Origin of the sequence: Citrobacter sp. Cpo037, from assembly GCF_030332945.1 — a bacterium.
GTDB lineage: Bacteria > Pseudomonadota > Gammaproteobacteria > Enterobacterales > Enterobacteriaceae > Citrobacter > Citrobacter portucalensis.
Window position 1 is genome coordinate 114,123 of record NZ_JAOWGW010000076.1, and the last position, 17,387, is coordinate 131,509.

General features: G+C 53.2%; 17 protein-coding genes. 4 read left to right on the forward strand and 13 right to left on the reverse strand.

Annotated features, from left to right (window positions below):
* Positions 1–44 precede the first annotated feature (44 nt).
* The 9 genes from OGX94_RS20385 to OGX94_RS20425 all read right to left on the reverse strand — a co-directional run bounded on the left by OGX94_RS20385 (position 45) and on the right by OGX94_RS20425 (position 6,690).
* A complete protein-coding gene (locus tag OGX94_RS20385; protein WP_003826713.1) occupies positions 45–1,112 on the reverse strand; it encodes a carbon-phosphorus lyase complex subunit in 1,068 nt (355 codons plus the stop codon).
* Positions 1,112–1,696: a phosphonate C-P lyase system protein PhnH gene (gene phnH, locus OGX94_RS20390; RefSeq protein ID WP_003826715.1), complete on the reverse strand. Its 585-nt coding sequence runs from the start codon at positions 1,694–1,696 to the stop codon at positions 1,112–1,114. Before phnH ends, OGX94_RS20385 begins: the two co-directional genes overlap by 1 nt.
* Positions 1,693–2,145: a phosphonate C-P lyase system protein PhnG gene (phnG, locus tag OGX94_RS20395; protein WP_003826718.1), complete on the reverse strand. Its 453-nt coding sequence runs from the start codon at positions 2,143–2,145 to the stop codon at positions 1,693–1,695. Before phnG ends, phnH begins: the two co-directional genes overlap by 4 nt.
* Entirely contained in the window at positions 2,146–2,871 is a 726-nt protein-coding gene (phnF, locus tag OGX94_RS20400; RefSeq protein ID WP_063941252.1) for a phosphonate metabolism transcriptional regulator PhnF, read from the reverse strand.
* Positions 2,872–2,891: 20 nt separating this feature from the next.
* Positions 2,892–3,671, reverse strand: a complete 780-nt coding sequence (gene phnE / locus OGX94_RS20405; RefSeq protein WP_016155398.1) for a phosphonate ABC transporter, permease protein PhnE — start codon at positions 3,669–3,671, stop codon at positions 2,892–2,894.
* Between the two features lie 133 nt (positions 3,672–3,804).
* Entirely contained in the window at positions 3,805–4,821 is a 1,017-nt protein-coding gene (gene phnD, locus OGX94_RS20410; RefSeq protein ID WP_003826724.1) for a phosphonate ABC transporter substrate-binding protein, read from the reverse strand.
* A 23-nt stretch (positions 4,822–4,844) separates the two neighbouring features.
* The gene (gene phnC, locus OGX94_RS20415; RefSeq protein ID WP_003826726.1) at positions 4,845–5,633 is read right to left on the reverse strand and encodes a phosphonate ABC transporter ATP-binding protein; all 789 of its coding nucleotides are present in this window, start codon (positions 5,631–5,633) and stop codon (positions 4,845–4,847) included.
* A 132-nt stretch (positions 5,634–5,765) separates the two neighbouring features.
* A complete protein-coding gene (yjdN, locus tag OGX94_RS20420; protein WP_003031832.1) occupies positions 5,766–6,215 on the reverse strand; it encodes a VOC family metalloprotein YjdN in 450 nt (149 codons plus the stop codon).
* 139 nt (positions 6,216–6,354) lie between these two features.
* Positions 6,355–6,690, reverse strand: coding sequence for a zinc ribbon domain-containing protein YjdM (locus OGX94_RS20425; protein WP_003031835.1), 336 nt, complete (start codon positions 6,688–6,690; stop codon positions 6,355–6,357).
* 541 nt (positions 6,691–7,231) lie between these two features.
* On the opposite strand from OGX94_RS20425, the gene crfC reads away from it, so the two are divergent.
* Both crfC and OGX94_RS20435 read left to right on the forward strand, forming a co-directional pair.
* Positions 7,232–9,589, forward strand: a complete 2,358-nt coding sequence (gene crfC / locus OGX94_RS20430; RefSeq protein ID WP_003826731.1) for a clamp-binding protein CrfC — start codon at positions 7,232–7,234, stop codon at positions 9,587–9,589.
* Complete coding sequence (locus OGX94_RS20435) at positions 9,586–10,479, forward strand: diguanylate cyclase regulator RdcB family protein (protein ID WP_003826733.1); 894 nt, start codon at positions 9,586–9,588, stop codon at positions 10,477–10,479. Before crfC ends, OGX94_RS20435 begins: the two co-directional genes overlap by 4 nt.
* 30 nt (positions 10,480–10,509) lie before the next feature.
* On the opposite strand, the gene kdgT is transcribed toward OGX94_RS20435, so the two are convergent.
* A complete protein-coding gene (gene kdgT, locus OGX94_RS20440) occupies positions 10,510–11,508 on the reverse strand; it encodes a 2-keto-3-deoxygluconate transporter (protein ID WP_003826735.1) in 999 nt (332 codons plus the stop codon).
* A 700-nt stretch (positions 11,509–12,208) separates the two neighbouring features.
* On the opposite strand from kdgT, the gene proP reads away from it, so the two are divergent.
* Positions 12,209–13,711, forward strand: a complete 1,503-nt coding sequence (gene proP, locus OGX94_RS20445; RefSeq protein ID WP_003826737.1) for a glycine betaine/L-proline transporter ProP — start codon at positions 12,209–12,211, stop codon at positions 13,709–13,711.
* 149 nt (positions 13,712–13,860) lie between these two features.
* Complete coding sequence (gene pmrR, locus OGX94_RS20450; protein ID WP_003826741.1) at positions 13,861–13,950, forward strand: LpxT activity modulator PmrR; 90 nt, start codon at positions 13,861–13,863, stop codon at positions 13,948–13,950.
* Here pmrR and pmrB read toward each other — a convergent pair.
* Genes pmrB through eptA form a run of 3 tightly spaced genes read right to left on the reverse strand, consistent with a single transcriptional unit; the run spans position 13,944 to position 17,337 of the window.
* Positions 13,944–15,017: a two-component system sensor histidine kinase PmrB gene (pmrB, locus tag OGX94_RS20455; RefSeq protein WP_122973900.1), complete on the reverse strand. Its 1,074-nt coding sequence runs from the start codon at positions 15,015–15,017 to the stop codon at positions 13,944–13,946. The genes pmrR and pmrB overlap by 7 nt on opposite strands.
* Before the next feature lie 9 nt (positions 15,018–15,026).
* The gene (gene pmrA, locus OGX94_RS20460) at positions 15,027–15,695 is read right to left on the reverse strand and encodes a two-component system response regulator PmrA (protein WP_003826748.1); all 669 of its coding nucleotides are present in this window, start codon (positions 15,693–15,695) and stop codon (positions 15,027–15,029) included.
* Positions 15,696–15,699: 4 nt separating this feature from the next.
* The gene (eptA, locus tag OGX94_RS20465; RefSeq protein ID WP_003826749.1) at positions 15,700–17,337 is read right to left on the reverse strand and encodes a phosphoethanolamine transferase EptA; all 1,638 of its coding nucleotides are present in this window, start codon (positions 17,335–17,337) and stop codon (positions 15,700–15,702) included.
* Positions 17,338–17,387: the final 50 nt, after the last annotated feature.

Genomic DNA, 17,387 nt, shown 5'->3' on the forward strand with positions numbered 1-17,387 from the left:
GTTTGGTCTGCTCATCAAGATAGGCAAAGTTGTAGCCGGAGAGGTTAGTGGTCACGGGTGGCCTCCTGTTGCAGGCGTTTGAGCAGTTCCAGTTCGGCCTGGAAATCGACGTAATGGGGAAGTTTGAGGTGCGAAACAAAACCCGCCGCCTCGACGTTATCCGCATGCGCCAGCACGAACTCTTCGTCCTGCGCCGGTCCTGTGACCGTTTCATCGTATTCGGCTGCCTGTAGGGCGCGGTCCACCAGCGCCATCGCCATCGCTTTACGTTCGCTCATACCGAACACCAGCCCGTAGCCGCGGGTAAAATGGGGGGATTCATTTTCTGGCGCGACAAACCCGTTAACCATTTCGCATTCGGTCATCAGCAGTTCGCCGACGTTCACCGCAAATCCCAGCTCTTCTGGTACGGTTTCCAGTGCCACATAGCCACTGCGGATTTCGGCGGCAAACGGGTGGTTGCGCCCGTAACCACGCTGAGTGGAGTAGGCCAGCGCCAGCAGATAGCCTTCGTCGCCGCGCATCAGCTGTTGCAGACGTGAAGCACGTGAGCAGGGGTAAACCGGCGGCGTGCGGGTGATGTCGTCGGGTGTCGCGCCATCATCCTCTTCACGCTTTGCCAGTCCCTGGTTGGCCAGAAGGGAAAAGACGTGTGGGGAGGCATCCTGCGCGCCGTCTGCGCTGCGCAGAGACGGCGTTTCGCCATTGGCCAGCAGGGTAAAATCCAGCAGGCGATGGGTGTAATCATAGGTTGGTCCCAACAGTTGCCCGCCGGGAATATCTTTGTAGACCGCCGAGATTCGGCGCTCAAGGCGCATTTCTGCACTGTTAACCGGTTCACTGACCGCCACTTTTGCCAGCGTAGTGCGGTAGGCGCGGAGCAAGAAGATGGCTTCGACGTTATCACCGCTGGCCTGCTTCAGCGCCAGCGCCGCCAGTTCGCGGTCGGCGATGCCGCCTTCGGTCATCACCCGGTCAACGGCCAGGTTCATCTGCTGTTCGATTTGTGCCACGCTCAGTTCAGCAATGGTCTCATCGCCCCGGCGTCGGTTTTCCTGTAGGGCGTGGGCGTTGGCTATCGCCTTTTCGCCCCCTTTGACGGCGACGTACATCAGCACACCTCCACATGGGTGGTTCGCGGAATAGCCAGCAGGCGTTCGCCGCAGGTGAGGATCAAATCGACCCCCAGTGGGAACGGGTGCGGGCGTTCGGTGAGTTCGTGAATCAGGCATTCCGGCAGCTGTGGCGCGATCATGCGCTCTTCGGCAATGCCCGCACCGGTCAGACGCAGCATACGTCCGCCGCTTAAGCCTGCGACCTGCACAATCAGCGTGGCGCTGGTCTCTGGCGCGACGGCTGAACCGGCGGAGAGGGCGTTAAGCTGTTCGCTGCTGATGCGCTCGTCGGCGACGGCAAAGGCCGCCAGCTGCGGCTGATCCACCAGCGGCGCGTTGGTATGAAAACGCAGGTTCTGGCGGGCAATATCGTTATCCATCGACGGCGCCAGCCAGACCGGCGTGTCGCCATCGACCAGGGTCAGCAGCACGCTGGTGGTCGCCAGACCCAGCGGCTGCCAGCCGTGTTTCAGTTGATGCAGGGCGACGATTACGCCCGGTTCGCTCATGGCTTTCAGCAGGCGACGAAAGCTCTGCTGAGCATCCTGAACGGGTAAATTAAAAGCGGTCTGTAAGGTCATGCGTTATCTCCGCGTACCAGCGTGAAGAAGTCGACCCGGCTGGCGTTGACTTCGGCACGGCGTGCGTTAATCAGCGCATCGCGTTCCGCTTCCAGCGGGGCAATTAAGGTTTCCATTAGGTTCTGGAAATGCGTTTGTTCCTGCAGCAGTGCGTCAATCACCGCGCACTGCTCGGCATGTTGTTTATTGCGTCCCAGCAGGTAGCTGTAACCCAGCGTGCCGCTCTTCAGGCGTACCACTGCGCGGGTAAGGGTGGTGTCACCGGCAAAGAAGCGGTTGCCGGTACCGCCCATACGGGCCTGGATCTGCATCAGTCCGCTTTCCGGAGCGCGGATAAGTTCATAGTCCGGCGTCAGCTTGAGCGCGGTGATGCGGGCGTTCAGGACATCGGCATTGCTGTATGCCAGCGCGCGCATCCAGCGCTGGCGGGTGGCGGTATCGAAATGCATTCAGTGCTCCATAGTGAATTCGATCATGTCGGCGCGGGTCAGGCTGACGGAGTATTCCGCCGCGTGTTCTTCGCCTTCACGGTGGTTCAGGGTGCGCACGCACAGCAGCGGCGCCATATTGGGGATTTCCAGCACCTTGCTCTCTTTGGCCTGCGCGCGGCGGGCGCTGATGCGCGTTTGCGTGCGTAGCAGCCTCAGACCGGACTGTTCGCGCAGGTAGTCATGCAGCGAACCGCTGTTGAAGCCTTGCAGCAGCGGCCACAGCGAGAGGTCGGAAAAATAGTGGTCGATCTGGCACAGTGCGATGCCGTTAACCCGGCGCAGGGTGCGCAGGTGAATCACGTTATCGCCCTCGTTTATGCTGAGCGCATCGGCAATGTGGCTGGAGGCCGGACGCAGCACCGCCAGCAGTTTTTCGCTGGTGGGATGGCTGCCCTGGTCCAGCAGATTCTGACTAAAGCGCGCCTGGGCATTAAGCGGGTAATCGAACGGGCGCATCAGCACCAGCACGCCGACGCCCTGACGACGCTGAACCCAACCGCGTTCAACCAACTGGTCAATGGCGCGGCGCAGGGTGTGGCGGTTTACCTCGTAGCGCGCGGCAAGCTGATGCTCGGCGGGCAGATAGTCACCGCAGCGATAATGTTGACGTAGCTCCTGCTCAAGTCTCGCGGCAATTTCCTGATAACGCGTTGGATAACTGGTCGGATGTGTAGACAAGTGCATAGCAATCAATGCCTCGCTAATCAGATAAAGTGCTTACGCAAACGCTGGGAAAGAAAATCCAGCAGGCTGACGGTGACGATGATTAACACCATCAGGGCGCAGGTTTGCTGGAACTGAAAGCCGCGAATCGCTTCCCATAAGGTCACGCCAATACCGCCTGCACCCACCATTCCGACCACCGTGGCCGAGCGAACGTTGGATTCAAAGCGATACAGCGAGTAGGAGATAAGCAGCGGCATGACCTGTGGCAGAACGCCGTACAGAATCTCTTCAATTTTGTTGGCACCGGTGGCGCGAATGCCTTCTACCGGACCTGGCTCAATAGCTTCTACTGCTTCGGAAAGCAGCTTGGAGAGTACCCCGGTAGTGTGGATAAACAGCGCCATCACCCCGGCGAATGGGCCTAACCCGACGGCGACCACGAACAGCATGGCGAAGACCATTTCATTGATGGCGCGGCAGGCGTCCATCAGGCGACGCATCGGCTGGTAAATCCACCACGGGACCAGGTTATCGGCGCACATCAGGCCGAAGGGGATCGACAGCACAACGGCGAGGGCGGTACCCCAGACGGCAATTTGCAGAGTGACGGCCATTTCACCGAGATAGTCCTGCCACTGGCTGAAGTCCGGCGGGAAGAAGTCGGCGGCGAAGGTCGCCATATTGCCGGAATCCTGGATCAGCGTGAGCGGGGCCATTTCGGCACCTTTCCACGAGACCACCAGCACGGCGAGAAGGATGGCCCAGCTCAGCAGCGAGAACCAGCTACGTTTGGGCGGGGCGACGGTGATGGTTTGCATGTTTAGCTCCTGGGTGTCGATGTTTCGGGTCTGTTGTAGGCCGGATAAGGTGCTGGCACCGCCATCCGGCATGTAATCCTTTGCATTGCCTGATGGCGCTGCGCTTATCAGGCCTACAATTTGGGCACCAGGGTTACTGCACCGCTTTGGTGACGCTGGTCATAGCGCCCAGTGCGGCGGTCAGACGGTCAAGGTCATCGAGCTGCGCTTTCAGCACCGAGGTTTTGCTGGTTTTCTCTTCCTCGTTCAGCCCTTTGTTGTCCTTCACACCCTGCATCTCTTTAAACAGCGCCAGCTGGCGAATCGGCACCAGTTGCAGATCGCTGGAGGCGCGGAACGGTGCCCATCCCAGGCGTTCCAGTACGGTTTTCTGTTCCGGTGTTTTGCCGTAATTCATAAAGAAGTCGTACACCTTGTCCTTGGTGGTTTCGGAAAGGTTTTTACGCCAGACGATCGGATCGCCCGGGATCAGTGGCGACTTCCAGATAACCTTCAGCTCTTTCAGTTTTTCCGGCGCGGAAGTTTTCAGCTTGTCGAGGTTTTCGGTGTTGTTGGTGGCGACATCGACCTGCTTGTTGGCGACGGCCAGCGCGTTGGTTTCGTGTCCGGCGTTAACGGTGCGTTTGAAGTCGCTGGCGGAGATGTTGTTTTTGGCGAAGACGTAGTAGCCGGGGACGAGGAAGCCTGACGTTGAGTTAGGATCGCCGTTGCCGAAGGTCAGATCCTTACGTTTAGCGATCAGATCGTTCAGGTTATTGATCGGACTGTCTTTGTTAACGATCAACACGCTCCAGTAACCCGGGGATCCGTCGGCGGCGACGGTTTGGGCAAACACTTGCCCGTTGGCGCGATCCACCGCTTCCATTGCCGAGAGGTTGCCGTACCAGGCGATATCAACTTTGTTAAAGCGCATTCCCTGGATGATCCCGGCGTAGTCCGGGGCGAAGAAGGCGTTCACTTTCACGCCCAGTGATTTTTCCATGTCCTTCAGGAACGGTTCCCACTGCGGTTTCAGGTTTTGCTGTGATTCGGTCGAAATAATGCCAAAGTTCAGCGCTTTTTCTTGCTCTTCGGCATGGGCCGGGGTGAGCAGTGTGCTGAGACTAAACATGCTGGTGAAGGCCAGCGCGGCAATTGTTCTATAACTCATTTCCATTCCTCATTGTGGGGATGTCAGGCAGCCTGCGCGTTCTGTTCGACGCGGTTCATGCTGCGGTAGAGATGGTCAAAACGATCGTTATCAAAATGCTGGCTGCTGCCATCAAAGAAGACGTTGCCCTGGCGCAGCGCGACGATGCGTTCGCAGTAGCGCAGGGCGTAATCCACCTGATGCAGCGTGACGACCACGGTGATGCCGTCGGTCTGGTTTATGTCGCGTAGGGTGTCCATCACGATGCGGGCGGATTCCGGGTCCAGCGAGGCTATCGGCTCGTCGGCGAGGATCACTTTGGCCTGCTGCATCAGTGCGCGGGCGATTGCGACACGCTGCTGCTGACCGCCCGAAAGCGTGGAAACGCGCTGGTATGCAAAGTGCGCCATGCCCACGCGGGTCAGCGCCTGTAATGCACGCTGTTTTTGTTCCTGGCTAAACCAGCTAAAACAGGTACGCCAGAATGGCGTGCTGCCGAGCGCGCCAATCAGGACGTTCTCCAGCACCGTCAGGCGGTTCACCAGATTGAACTGCTGGAAGATGTAGCCGGTGTGGGCGCGGCTTTTGCGGATATCGCGCGCCAGGCGGCCTTCATGTTGAACGGTGCGGCCCAGCAGCTCGACGCGGCTACCGGGGGATTTATCACCGGTGATCAAACCGCTTAAATGACGTAAAAGGGTGGATTTGCCGGAGCCAGACGGCCCAAGCAGAGCCACCATCTCACCGGAACAGATGTTCAGATCAACCGCATTGAGCGCCTGATGTTGATTGAAGGACTTGGAGAGTTTCTCGACGCGAATAATCGTTTGCATGATGCGGCCTCCCTAAAAAAGTGGCCCCATCGTGGCGGATTAATGTGACGTTTTCGTTAAGGGATGGTTACTCGACGATGAAGAGTTGAGCGATATTTGATGACAGTACGGGAGGGCTGGCCTCCCGTTAGATTACTCTGTAGGGGGTTGCTGTTGTTTGACGACGTTGATCATCCACGGCACGCCATACTGGTCGCTCACTTTACCGAAACCGTGGGCCCAGAAGGTTTCCTGCCAGTCCATTTCGATTTTTCCGTTTGCTGCCAGGTTATCAAACCAGCGTTTGCCTTCATCGACGTTTTGCGTGTCGAGCACCAGCGTAAAGCCAGAGTAGTGAGCATTTCCGTCCGGGGCGCTATCACTCATCATGATGTCACTACCCGCAACGCGCAGGTTGGCGTGGGCGATGGCGGTATCGGGGAATTTCATGCCTGAAGGGCAACCATCTTCGCTATCCTGCGCCGATTTGGGCATTTCACCGAAGTTGATTTTGTAGAGTAGCTCAGCGCCTAACGTTTTTTGATAGTAGGCGATAGCGTCAGCGCAGTTGCCTGCAAAGGAGATATAGGGACTTAACGGCATAATCTTTACCTCAGGTAAAAGAAGCCAATTAAGTGTAGTTAGCGTCTGCAAAAATAAACCAGGCGGGAAGTATGAGCTTCCCGCCTGGCAGAAGAGCTGGTGTTGACCTGATTAGCGTCGCGCTATCAGGCAAATTGCATCAGTTCTTTTTCACAAACTCAGATTTCAGCTTCATTGGGCCAAAGCCATCGATTTTGCAATCGATGTTGTGGTCGCCTTCAACCAGACGAATGTTTTTCACTTTGGTACCGATCTTCAGCATGGAAGAGCTACCTTTTACTTTCAGATCTTTCACGACGGTAACGCTGTCGCCGTCAGCCAGCAGGTTGCCGTTGGCATCTTTAACGATCAGTTCGTCGCTGTCCTGCGCCGGTTCAGCATCGTTCCATTCGTGAGCGCATTCCGGGCAGATGAACATGCCGTTATCTTCGTAAGTGTATTCGGAGTTGCATTGCGGGCAGTGTGGTAATGACATGTGGATTTCCTCAAAAGTCAGCAGGGGCAAATGCGCCCAAAAAATGGCAGATTGCCGAAAAAGGCCGCAATTATACATAAAATCCCTGCTTTTGTCGGGACTACTGCGTGATTACGCAAAATGATCTGCTGTAAAGACCCTCTGCTTTCACCTCAATGAAAGTATGGCGGAATATTTTTTAAGGGAAATTGCTACGCTTAGATATTTAAGATAAGGTGAGGCGAAATATCTGATATTCATAGGTAACATTGCTTAGAAATGCCTAAGTCATTGTGATTGAATATCATTGAACCCCTTAAATTTAGTAGGGGGATTCCGCTGGCATTTTTTAAAACTGAACTACGCTGTTTATCTTTCTTACTTATTTTCATAAGTGAGAGGCATCAGGCCAGCGGTTATACACCAAATTTATTTTAATAATATCAATTGGTTGTTTTGATTTTAATTATTTCTATACGTAATTATAAAAGCCAAAAAATCTATAAATAAAACGATTGGGCTAAATAAAAGCAATGCCATTTGCGTTAAGGAAAAATTTTCCATGCACACACAGACAATATATGAATTAAGTCAGGAAGCGGAACGCTTGCTGATGCTCTCGCTTGAACATCTCAGGCAATTGCAAAAATTGCCCGTGACCTCGTTGGATGATGTCGCGCTAAAACAAGGAGAGCATAGCAGTCAGGTTGTTCAGCCCCTGCATTTCAGCGCGCGTGGCATGGATGTCCAGCAAGCAACGCTCAATAATGAGCTGCGCAAGATTACGCGTCTGGAAATGGTGCTGGCGATTGTTGGCACGATGAAAGCGGGAAAATCGACGACGATTAACGCGATTGTAGGTACAGAAGTTTTACCTAATCGTAATCGCCCCATGACGGCGTTACCAACGCTAATACGCCATACGCCGGGGCAGAAAGAGCCGGTGCTGCATTTTTCACATGTCGCGCCGATCGATGCCTTAATGAAGGTTTTGCAGCAGCGCGTGCGCGAGTGCGATCGCCTGCGTCTTACGCAGACCCTGGAAATTGACAAGGATATGAATGTTCTGCTGCAACATATTGAAAATGGTGTGGCATTTGAACGGTATTATCTTGGTGCACAGCCTATTTTCCATTGCCTTAAAAGCCTCAACGACCTGGTGCGCCTGTCAAAAGCATTGGACGTTGATTTTCCTTTTGCCGCCTATGCCGCGATTGAGCATATTCCGGTTATTGAGGTTGAATTTGTCCATTTGGCCGGGCAGGCAAGCTACCCAGGGCAATTAACGCTGCTGGATACCCCGGGGCCGAACGAGGCGGGACAACCGCACTTACAAAAAATGCTCAATGAACAGCTGGTGCGGGCCTCTGCTGTGCTGGCGGTGTTGGATTACACCCAACTGAAATCGATTTCCGATGAGGAAGTGCGTCAGGCGATTATGGCGGTCGGCAAGTCAGTGCCGTTATATGCGCTGGTCAATAAATTCGATCAGAAAGACCGCAACAGTGATGATGAAGAACAGGTGCGGGCGTTGATTTCCGGCACGTTGATGCAAGGCGGAATCTCCCCTGAAAGAATTTATCCGGTCTCCTCAATGTGGGGCTATCTGGCAAACAGGGCGCGTCATGAGCTGACGACGCGCGGGCGACTGCCGGATCATCAGGAGCAACGTTGGGTGCAGGATTTTGCCGAAGCGGCGCTTGGCAGACGCTGGCGCACCACTGATCTTGACGATACGGAACACATCCGCCATGCCGCCGACCTGTTGTGGGAAGACTCGCTGTTTGAACAGCCGATCCAGAAAGTGATCCATGCCGCTTATGCTAATGCTTCGCTGTATGCGCTTCGCTCAGCGTCACATAAGTTATTGAACTATGCACAAAGCGTGCACGAATATCTGGAATTTCGCGCCCATGGGTTAACGGTCGCCTATGACAAACTGCGGCTGAACATCACGCATATTGAAGAGGATATGCAGCAGTTAGAAGTGAGCCAGGGGCGGGTGAGCGATGAAGTCAGCCATGAAGTAGAACTGGCGCTGGAGGCTGCTGCTGCCTATCTCAGTGAGCAACAAACCGAGATTCTTTGCGGTATCAACACGTTCTTTGTCAAAGAAAACGTCCTGATGATGTCACAACACGGTCTGGGGAATGCTGTGAATACGGCAGAAATGGCCGGAGAGATGTTGGTGTTGCATGATGAAGGGCAGGCGAAAATTGTGTTAGATAAAATTCGCTCGTCCTGTGAGGGGGTATTGCTGGCGGCGCAGGAAAGCATCAGCCGGGACTTAGCCCTGCGTTTTGAACAGCTTGAGTCGACGCTCTCCCGGGCGCTAAATGACGCGATGCGGCCAATTGAGCAAAGGGTGAAAGAGGAGCTAAACCACGCCGGTTTTCGTGCGCGGATCCGTTTTCCAGCGTTCCATACGGCGATGTTTAATTTCAATACCCGCCAATTGTTTAACGAGGCCATTGAGCAGGATATTCCGGCAGAAAATGCGCCGTCTACTGGCGGTGTGGTGCGTGACACTTTCTCTCGTTGGCTAAATCAACCCAACTGGGGATGGAATGATTACGTCGAAACAAAAACGCGTTATCTCATTGATATGGGCGCATTGCATAAAAACCTTGTGCAGTACGTCTCCCAGTTTTGCCAACAAATTCGTAAAGCTTTAGCTGCTCAGGTCGATATCTCCGTTACGGCTGGCATGGCCACATTTTTTGCTGATTTCTCCCTGTGCCTGGCGCAATTGCAGGCGAGTCTGAGTGAGAGTCTGACGCTACGCCAACAAAATGAATCTGCGGTGAATGCAATGAATGAGCAATTGCAACAGCGCATTACGATTGCGGCATGGCTTTATGAAGATTCCCGATTGCTGCGTGACGATATCAATACCCTTTTTGCAACCGAGCACACATGACTAACGTTTTACTGGAAGGCCCCGGGAGGACGCTGGAGTGTGTCTACCCGAAGTTTATGGTCGATCTGGTTCAGGGAGATGAAACCAAACGTTCCGGCGGTTTTCTGCAACAGCAGCAGCGGCTGCGTGCGCGTCTGACGCAGGAAGTGTTATCCCAGACGCAACTGCGTGCGTGGGTGATGGCGGGAGTGTCCAGCGAACATCTGGTGATGCGCCTTAAGCTGGTGGAGAAGCTGGCAGGCATGATTGACCCGGGTCATCTGGCGCTGGTACGGATCGCCGAAGGGCTAATGTTTTTGCAACAAACAGAACACCCGCGTGGGCTTTCAACCCCCGGTCTTTTACAGCAAATAAATTCACTGACTGATTGGTTTACCCAACGCGCGGCGTATAAAGAGAAGGCGCTGACCCAGCGCGGCCTGACGGTTCAGGCGGGCGAGCATAGCGAACAAATTTTTACCCGCTGGCGGGCTGGCGCGTATGACGGCTGGTCGTTACCAGGACGCTGTTTTGTTGCGCTGGAGGAGCTACGTTGGGGAGCTTTTGGTGATGCCTGCCGGTTAGCGAATGCCGATGTGGTGTTAATGCTAAAAGACAACCTGCGAACCATGGCTGCTCAGGCATTGGCGGACAGCGTGAATGCAGCGCCCGCTACGCGTCATTACTATCATCATTGGCTCAGCACGCCAGCTGTCGGCGGATCGGGCGAGTATAACGATATGCTGAGCTGGCTGGGGAGCTGGTGCGATGCGCAACGTCATCCTGTGAGCTGGTCGGTGACGCAGCGTTGGCAAAATGTGGCGCTGGGAATGCCGCGATTGTGTTCGGCAAAGCGGCTGGTCGATGCGATGGTTGAGGAGATTTTTGCACCGACCCTGCTCGTCAATTGAGCAGGGCTGGTGAGTAGGATAAAGGCAGGTTTAGTGGTGCAGAGAGTCTGCCGGGGTGGCCACTGCTTCGTTGGCGACCAGGTTTTTATTAAAACGTTTGGCGTACAGCGCGGTGATAATCGGCACCAGAATGGCGGTGACAATTACGCTGGCGGCAACCAGCGCCGTAGCGGATGCGGCAACCGGTTCGAACGCCGGGTTAATCTGGGCGATAATCACCGGGTTTGCTACCGCAGCACCTGCTGCTGAGGAGGCTGCGACGCCTGCCGTACCGTTCCCGCCACCAATAACACGGTCAGCAATAATCAGCGGGATACCGGTGATGACGATAACCGCGACGCCCAGCAGGATACCCAGCAGACCGGTATCAACGATCACGCTCAGGTTAATAGTGTTACCCAACGCGAAGCCGAAGAACGGGATCAGCACCGGTGTGGCTTTGCTGAAGAAAGAACGCAGGTCGTGATCCAGGTTGCCTAACGTAAAACCAATCAGGAACGGTAATACCGCGCCGATGAAATGGTGTGGCTCGAAGGAGGCCAGACCCGCGGAGCCGAGGATCACCATGGTCATTAACGGACCGGATTCCAGAGACATCAACACAAATGCGCCGGACTCTTCTTTGGTGCCGTACTGGTTCATCAGGCTGGCGTACAAACCACCGTTGGTCATGTCCATTGCGGAGACAATTGCCAAAACTGAGAGGCCTGCAAAGAACCCGGTTTGAATACCGGTATCAGGAATAAATGAAGCAGCAATCATTGCCACTACCCACGCCACGGCTATTTTGGTTATTACCAGCGTACCGGACTTGCGTAATACCGTACCGGTCGCCCGTAAATCAATAGATGCGCCGATACAAAAAAACCACACTGCCAGAATCGGTACCGTTCCGCTGATCATTCCTTTGGTAAACGAACCGAAATACGCACCGGTATCCGGGGCTAACGTATTTAACACTGCGCCTAATAACAGAGGAATCAACATCATTCCGCCGGGGATGCGTTCAATCGTGGCTTTAATTTTCATAAACGTCCTCATGTCTTGTCGCTGCTAAAACTCGCGCAAGAGGGTAAAAATTAATAAATTCAAATGGTTACTGGTGTCTCTTAACAAAGAAAATCGCTATCTCTTTGTTTTATAAAATCTAACGCGGCATACGTTGAGCGTGTTGCTGCTCCCAGGGATATTGCGTCTGGAATTAGTTTGCATTCATGGGAACATTGATTCAATCAAAATAAAACGATGTTTTAGTTATCTTCATCACATATTCCGAGCAAAAGTTCTCGGTCGCTCTGATTATTAAAAAAGCTGTGATCTTTTTGTGAAGGGATTAGGTGGTTTTTTTTGCTAGCAGAATAATAGTGACTGCTGTGATTGTTGGTGCAATAAAGCGATTTATTTTTGTATTTAATTGTCATTAAATCGCAAGCATTACATGTAAAAAAGCTGACTAAGAATGACCTAATTTACGCATGTTGACGAAATGAAAAACTATATGTGAAGTTGATCACAAATTTAAACGCTGTTAGGGTAAAGAGGTCATTAACCGCCCAATCAGGCGTCAACAGGTTCGGTTGTACTGTGCGTTTCTCGTCAGTGTAAGTAAACCTGCTACGCTTGTTACAGGGAATGCGCCTGTGCGTTCCCCGCTCGGTGATGACCCTGACGCATGGGCGTTGGGGGACTCGAACTGGAGCGTGACAGGGCTAAGTCTATGAGGACGAGTATGCTAAAAAGGAAAAAAATAAAACCAATAACGCTGCGCGACGTTACCATCATTGATGACGGTAAATTGCGAAAAGCCATTACCGCAGCGTCGTTAGGTAATGCGATGGAGTGGTTCGATTTTGGTGTTTATGGATTTGTTGCTTACGCATTAGGTAAAGTGTTCTTCCCGGGGGCTGACCCCAGCGTGCAGATGGTTGCCGCACTCGCCACCTTCTCTGTTCCCTTTCTGATTCGACCGCTTGGCGGATTGTTCTTCGGTATGCTTGGCGATAAATATGGTCGCCAGAAGATACTCGCTATCACCATTGTGATTATGTCGATCAGTACCTTCTGTATCGGTCTTATTCCCTCGTATGCCTCAATTGGTATCTGGGCACCGATTCTGCTGTTGCTGTGTAAGATGGCGCAGGGGTTCTCGGTCGGCGGAGAGTATACCGGGGCATCGATTTTTGTCGCAGAGTACTCGCCAGACCGTAAGCGCGGATTTATGGGCAGTTGGCTGGACTTCGGCTCGATTGCCGGGTTTGTGCTGGGCGCGGGCGTGGTGGTTCTGATCTCAACTATCGTCGGCGAGGATAACTTCCTTGAGTGGGGCTGGCGTATTCCGTTCTTCCTGGCGCTACCGTTAGGGCTGATTGGTCTGTACCTGCGCCATGCGCTGGAAGAGACGCCGGCGTTCCAGCAGCACGTGGATAAACTGGAGCAGGGCGATCGTCAGGGTCTGCAGGAAGGTCCTAAGGTCTCGTTTAAAGAGATTGCAACTAAGCACTGGCGCAGCCTGTTGGCATGTGTTGGTCTGGTGATTGCCACCAACGTCACCTACTACATGCTGCTCACCTATATGCCGAGCTATCTGTCGCATAACCTGCATTACTCTGAAGACCACGGCGTGTTGATTATTATCGCCATCATGATTGGTATGCTGTTTGTGCAGCCGATTATGGGGTTGCTCAGCGACCGTTTCGGGCGTCGTCCGTTTGTGATCATGGGCAGTATTGCGCTGTTTGTGCTGGCGATTCCGGCATTTATTCTGATTAACAGTAACGTCATCGGCCTGATTTTCGCCGGGTTGCTGATGTTGGCGGTGATCCTCAACTGCTTTACCGGGGTGATGGCGTCAACGTTACCAGCGATGTTCCCGACGCATATTCGCTACAGTGCGCTGGCCGCCGCGTTTAATATCTCGGTATTAATCGCCGGTCTGACTCCGACATTGGCCGCATGGCTGGTGGAAAGCTCGCAGAATCTGATGATGCCTGCTTATTATCTGATGGTGATTGCGGTAGTAGGTTTGATTACCGGCGTGACCATGAAAGAGACGGCTAATCAGCCGCTGAAAGGCGCGACACCTGCTGCTTCGGATATTCAGGAAGCGAAAGAGATCCTCGGCGAACACTACGATAACATTGAACAGAAAATCGAAGATATCGATCAGGAAATTGCTGAGCTACAGGTTAAGCGCACGCGTCTGGTGCAGCAGCATCCGCGTATTGAAGAGTAACGGTGTTATTGCCTGACGGCACTACGTTTATCAGGCCGACGGGCAGCGTTGTACTCAGTAGGCCGGATAAGGTGTCTTATGATATCAACTTAAGGTTGGCTTAATCTGTGTCAGGCAAACTCTCCTCCATAGTTTCGGAGGAGAGTGTCATGAAAACCCGTATTTATGAAAGTTTGACCACCGTATGCAGTGTGCTGATTGTTAGCAGCTTTTTGTATGTGTGGGTGAGCTCTTACTGATCTTTCGCCAATTCCACCCATGCGCGAGTGCCGCTGGCTCCCTGGCGATTTTGCAGATAGAAATGCCCTTGATGTAACTGGGTGATACGACTGACAATGCTCAGCCCCAGCCCAATCCCACCAAAACGGCTGTCCATTCGGACGAATGCTTTACTTAACTCCCCGCATTTACTTTCATCAATGCCCGGCCCTTCATCTTCGACGGCCAGGACGGCATCATGCTCGGTGTTCAGGATAATCGTAATATGGGTGCCTTCCGGGCTGTAACGATGCGCGTTTTCCACCAGATTTCGTAGCAGCATCCGCAACAGCGTAGCATCGCCACGCACGACAACGTCCGCCGCGCTTTGTGGCAGGAGCAGCGTCTGTTTACGTTGGTCCAGCATGGTGTTGAGTTCATCGTAGGAGGGCAGAATAACGTCCTCCAGCAGTTTGACATTCTGGTAACTCCCGGCTGAAAACGACTGTCCGACGCGGGCGAGTTGCAGCAGTTGCGATACGCTGTCCATCATCTGGTCAAGGCGGGCAATTAACGGCGTAACGTCGACCTTATGGGTTTTGGATAATAATTCCAGATGCAGGCGAACGCCTGACAGCGGTGTACGCAGTTCGTGGGCGACATCGGCGGTAAATAAGCGTTCGTTTTCAATAGTGCTGGTCAGCCGTGTCACTAGCTCGTTGAGCGCTGAGACAACGGCCTGAATCTCAACGGTTGAGCTGTGAATTTCAATTGGGGCCAGGTTATCGGCTGCTCGCGCTTCTAACTCTTTTTGCAGATCTGCCAACGGGCGGGTTATTCGTCGCACCGCCTGATAGCAAATCAGCAACGTCAGGCTGACCATAAAGATGCCGGGGACGATCAGGCTGGCGATAGCCTCGCGGATCTCATGCATGATGTGGCGATCGTTATTACGATTTTCGCGTAGCGCCTGTTCGAATAACTGTATTTGTTCGGTACTTTCGTGCCACAACCAGAAGGTACTAATCAACTGAAAGACCAGCAGAATAAGACCAATCGTCAACATCAGGCGATGACGAAGCGGGAGCGGTTGTTTTAGATATTGCAGCGGTTTCACTTAGCTTTCCTCAGTGGCGACCAGCATATAGCCAAATCCCCTGACCGTGCGGATGCGTGATTTACCGACTTTATCGCGCAGATTGTGAATATGCACTTCCAGCGTATTGGTCGACGGTTCGTTATCCCAGCTGTAGATGTCGTTATACAAAATTTCCCGGTGTACCGGGCTGCCCGCTTTGAGCATCAGGCGTGACAGGAGTGCGTATTCTTTCGGCGTCAAGATAACCTCTTGTCCGTCCATCCACACCTGGCGACGACCGATATTCAGCGTCAGATTGCTGACAATTAATTCACTTTCACCCTGATTGTTGTGGCGACGCAGAAGTGCCCGGATGCGGGCGTGCAGTTCTTCCAGTGCGAACGGTTTGACCAGATAGTCATCGGCGCCCACGTCCAACCCGCTGACCCGATCTTTGAGCGTGTCACGGGCGGTGAGAATAAGCACCGGCACGGTGTATTTTTTCTGCCTGATCCGGTTCAGGAAATGCAGGCCGTCTTCATCCGGTAAACCCAGGTCCAGAACAACCAGACTGTAATGTCCGGTTTCCAGACATTGCTCCGCTGCACGGGCCGTTGATACGCCGTCGCAGGCATAGCCTTCTGTTTGCGCGGCGAGTATCAGTCCCTGTAATAACAACGTATCGTCTTCAACAATCAGAATTTTCATTCGTTTAGCCTCCCCGGCAGGGTTGCAGAATATCATCTGCCGCCTGATATTTCTGTGTTTGCACGCCCGTTAATCCCAGCAGAGTTGAGAAGAGATTATCCTGCGAGAAGTCTTCTGAGCTTGCCCGTTTTTGCAAACATGTCTGAGAGACCTGATAGCGTTGCTGATAATCCTCGGAGAGCCACAGCAGCATCGGCACATGTTTTTGCGTATCTGGTGCAATCGAATACGGCAGGCCGTGCAAATAGACGCCATTTTCCCCTAAGGATTCGCCGTGATCGGAAAGATAGACCAGGCTGGTGGTGAAATTATCCTGGTGTTCTTTCAGTATATTGATTGCTTTATCAACAATATAGTCAACGTAAAGAATGGTGTTGTCGTAAGTATTGACCAACTGTTGCTGCGAACAGGTCTGGATTTCGTTGGTATCGCAGGTTGGCGTAAATTTCTTAAACTGCGCAGGATAGCGGTTGTAATAGGTCGGACCGTGGCTGCCGATGGTATGCAGCACAATCACGCCGTCGCCTTGCAGGTTATTAATGTACTCTTCCAGCCCGTGGAACAGGACTTCATCGTAGCATTCACCGTCAATACACTGCCCTGGCAGGTTCAGCTTAGTCATATTCTGGTGTGGAACCCGGTCGCAAGCCCCTTTGCAGCCGCCGTCGTTATCGTTCCACAGAACGTTAATTCCCGCCCGCTGAATGATGTCGAGTACGCCTTCCTGATGCTGTGCCAGTTCTTCGTCGTAGTGCGCGCGTGGCATGTCCGAGAACATGCAGGGTACTGATACTGCCGTTGCCGTTCCGCAGGATGTGGTGCGGGGGAAATAGACCACATCATCTTTTTCCAGCAGCGGGTTGGTCTGGCGCGAGTAGCCTGACAGCGAGAAGTTATCGCCGCGCGAGGTCTCGCCGAGAACCACAATCGTCAGGTTTTTACGCTTTTCTTTTACCATCAATGGATTGCGATGTGCATCCTCGCCAATGCGCACCAGCGGCAGGTGGGCCAGTCGCTGGTGTGAATACCAGGATGACGTCGCCACAATGCTGTTGGATGGACTGAGGGATTTCACCAGTTCTTTGTTGTTGCGAAACAGTGAGGCGTAATCTTTATAGAAGAACGCAGCGACCAGCACGATCAGCAGCGCGGAGATCAGAATGTTCGCGCCACGAAACAGTATGCTGCGCATGACTGGCGTGATCGGTTTGATTTTTACCCAGCAGGCAATGAGCGCGGCCAGAATACCGCTGATCCCAAGTGTAAGCACCATTCGTGGCGTCATGAGGGCGAAGGTTTCAGCGGGCGTAGTATCCATCATATTGGCGATCATCGAGCGGTCGATGATGATGCCGTAGGTCATGATGAAATATTGGGCCGATGCACCAACCAGAATGAAAATGCACGCCACAAGGCGATTAAGCCACAGGAATGAGGCCAGCGTCAGCACGATGTTCATGACGCTGAACGCGACCACCGGCATTGATAAAAACACCAGCACGTTACGCACAGAGTCCAGAGGCAGGTCTTGCAGCACTTGTTTATAGAACGCAATGTTCAGGAAGGTCGCAAGATAAAATGAGATCAGCAGGAGCCAGCTGATTAGCCCGAGAGTGGGCCTTTTAAACAAGAGCTTTAACATTAAGGGGGTTCCATCGACTATGTGGCGCAAATCCTCTCAAAGTAAAATTA